Annotated in this window: 4 protein-coding genes; 2 read left to right on the top strand and 2 right to left on the bottom strand. The window is 39.1% G+C overall.

Annotation, left to right across the window (positions count from 1 at the left end):
* Nucleotides 1-404 precede the first annotated feature (404 nt).
* Both AACS18_RS04295 and AACS18_RS04300 read right to left on the bottom strand, forming a co-directional pair.
* Nucleotides 405-719 carry a hypothetical protein gene (locus AACS18_RS04295; protein WP_146184743.1) on the bottom strand — a complete coding sequence of 105 codons (315 nt, stop codon included), beginning with the start codon at nucleotides 717-719 and terminating at the stop codon, nucleotides 405-407.
* A gap of 119 nt (nucleotides 720-838) precedes the next feature.
* Complete coding sequence (locus AACS18_RS04300; protein ID WP_146184744.1) at nucleotides 839-1,300, bottom strand: hypothetical protein; 462 nt, start codon at nucleotides 1,298-1,300, stop codon at nucleotides 839-841.
* 386 nt (nucleotides 1,301-1,686) lie between these two features.
* Between AACS18_RS04300 and AACS18_RS04305 the strand changes: the two genes are divergently transcribed.
* Both AACS18_RS04305 and AACS18_RS04310 read left to right on the top strand, forming a co-directional pair.
* Nucleotides 1,687-1,869, top strand: coding sequence for a hypothetical protein (locus tag AACS18_RS04305; RefSeq protein ID WP_146184745.1), 183 nt, complete (start codon nucleotides 1,687-1,689; stop codon nucleotides 1,867-1,869).
* Nucleotides 1,870-1,933: 64 nt separating this feature from the next.
* Nucleotides 1,934-2,612 (top strand): DEAD/DEAH box helicase family protein (locus tag AACS18_RS04310; protein ID WP_181363242.1); only part of this gene is annotated, 679 nt, incomplete at its 3' end.

Here is a 2,612-nt window from a genome sequence, read left to right on the forward strand (position 1 = left end):
AGTCCGCTTTCTCCCTGCTTCTTAGTCGATACTCGGTGATAGATAACATATTTCATTGTCAAGTTATTCCGTGCTGTTATTCAGTCAATGAAAGTATGGTAACAGGAGGCATAGGCATTTCAACAAAAGCCAAGAGACATTTGATTTGTGTATGACATTGAAAATGTGTAAGAGTTGACAGGCATTTTGGCCTATGATCCTAAATCACTTAGAAATGTGAGAGATAACGTCCGTGTTTCATATTGTATCGAACATGATTACCAGTAACCTTGATCGTGTGACAGACCACTTAACATTGTTCAGTAAAAACTGAGACAAAATGCGAGAAAACGATATTTCTTATTATTAGCAACATGGTGTTTTCTCGCAAAATGTCTCAATTTTTTACTGATAAAATATTGATTTCAGCGCTGTTTAGGCAGCGGCATTTTATCGTATTCCTTGAGATTCCGTTTCACCAACCGGAATATTTCAGATAGCAGTCGAAGATCGATCACTGGTTCATTTTTGAAATCAGTCACTACACAATTATTTGCCGAGACCTCAGCACGATACATATAGCCCTTGTGGAATATGACCATATTAATCTCATGCCATGTGATTGGAATAACTACAGTGGTTTTATTAAACCGTTTATCGGCTCGGTATTTCTTGAATCGATCTAAAGATGATTTGCACCAATCTTTCATTATGCTGAATGGGTTTTTAATAAATTTCATGTCTACCTCTTAATGATTGTTGATAGGGGGCCATTTTATTGAGGATGTATGAGCCCCACACAGCCACAGTTTTCTGCTTTGGATACAAAGCTAAATTTTTGAATTTAAAATTTCGACAACTATTCCACGGGAATAACTATTTCACAGTCCTTCAGATAGTCAGCGTCTTCACGTCTCGGATGTTCAATCAGCAAATAATCGCGGATCTTGTTGATATCACCCTTTTTAATCAATTCTTGAATCTGACGGGTCTTGGACAAATGGCATGGATTACAGACAGAAACGAAGTTATCACGGCAGCGGGCGTGATGGTGATTAGGGTCAAGTGATAATTCCAGGTGGTGGTCAACAGCAATAGCAGCGCGGCGACCACAATGTTCACAGATTGGATAACTAATTCTGTGACTCTTAGATAGCTTTCGCCAACCACTGGAATTATAGAAATCCATGTTGTTATCTAAGCCTTTGGCTGTTGTTTTAGTATATTTCCGAGACTGGTGGACTTTCTTATGCGTAGGACAATACCAGCCTCTACCTTCGAAAGTGTTAGTGCATGACGGATGGGTACACAGTTTTCTCATATAAGCTCCTTTTTATTTTATTTAGGTGAACACTGGTGGAGCCCCAGAGAAAAAAGTTTTGGCCATATGATTTGTATAAACCGCAGAGACACGTGGCTGTGATAGGAAAGAGTCGTTTATATAAAATGGCCCCCCCCTATATGGGAATAAGCACAATGTTTATTACCGTTGAAGGTAGTGTTATTATTACTTCATCAACTGTGGTTAGTTGATTTTGTTTCGGTAGTTCACTGATTTGAATATTTCATGATGTTTATCACCCTGTTTTTATGAGTTATAATAAACAGGTATTACGATATATCCTTTTTAAAGCCAACTCCCTTGTGGGTTGGTTTTATTTTGGCTATATGAAATCACAACATATTTTCGTTTTAAAGGAGAAGAAAATGGACTCTCATACTAGGGAGATTTTAACTAAATTCGGACTAACAGCATATGCTCAAGCAATATTGGGTGCTGATAGAGCCAAGCTTAAATGGCTTGTTGATAAGTATGGCATTCAGATTCCCGATGCCAAGAAAGTCAACGAACTTGTGGCAAACATAATTGCAGAGCATTTTAAAAAGTAATCGGAGTAACTGATATGAAGCACTTGATGATGGAATACCCATATAACAATAATAGGAGTATATCGTGGTTCAACAGACCGGAGGCAACATTGCCAATAAAACAGTTAGTTTAAAATTAGATGAGTTTATTTCAGATCGAGTAAATGAACTTCCGACACAGGCCGGAATACATCTTGTTGTTGCACCGACTGGCGCTGGCAAGTCTCATGCAATGACACAACATTCAGCGAATAATAACGGCGCGGTAATCTTTCCGGTTAAAGCCGTGATGATGCAGCAATTGCAGGAAACAGAGCGACGCGGGATAAACGCAAATATATATCAGCTCGAAAAGTTCGATGATACTGCGGCTGATAAAGTTGATGTTATTCATTTTGACGAGTGCCAATTGATTTACGAGGGTGGATTTAGAGCCGACGTGGAGCGATTCACCGCACTGCTAATCGAACAGTCCAAAACAAAGCCTGTCTATTGCTATTCAGCTACCTATCTACAGGAGATTGATTTCGTCAAGTGGGATAGTATTACCGTCTATGATAAAGAGTTCAGACGGGAATATACTGTTATTCAAATCGAGAAAGACGATGTGCTGGTGGACAGTGGCAAACAAATCAGGCAGTTCAGAACATCATTCGCTGCTGCTATTGTTGGTGCGAGACTAGAAAGAAATGTTGTGGCACTGGTATTTGTGAACTCAAAGAGCAAATGCATAGAGATCAAGGAACAAATACTTGCAGTATTTC

Source organism: Aeromonas sp. HMWF015 (genome assembly GCF_963878965.1).
Taxonomy (GTDB): Bacteria; Pseudomonadota; Gammaproteobacteria; order Enterobacterales; family Aeromonadaceae; genus Aeromonas; species Aeromonas veronii.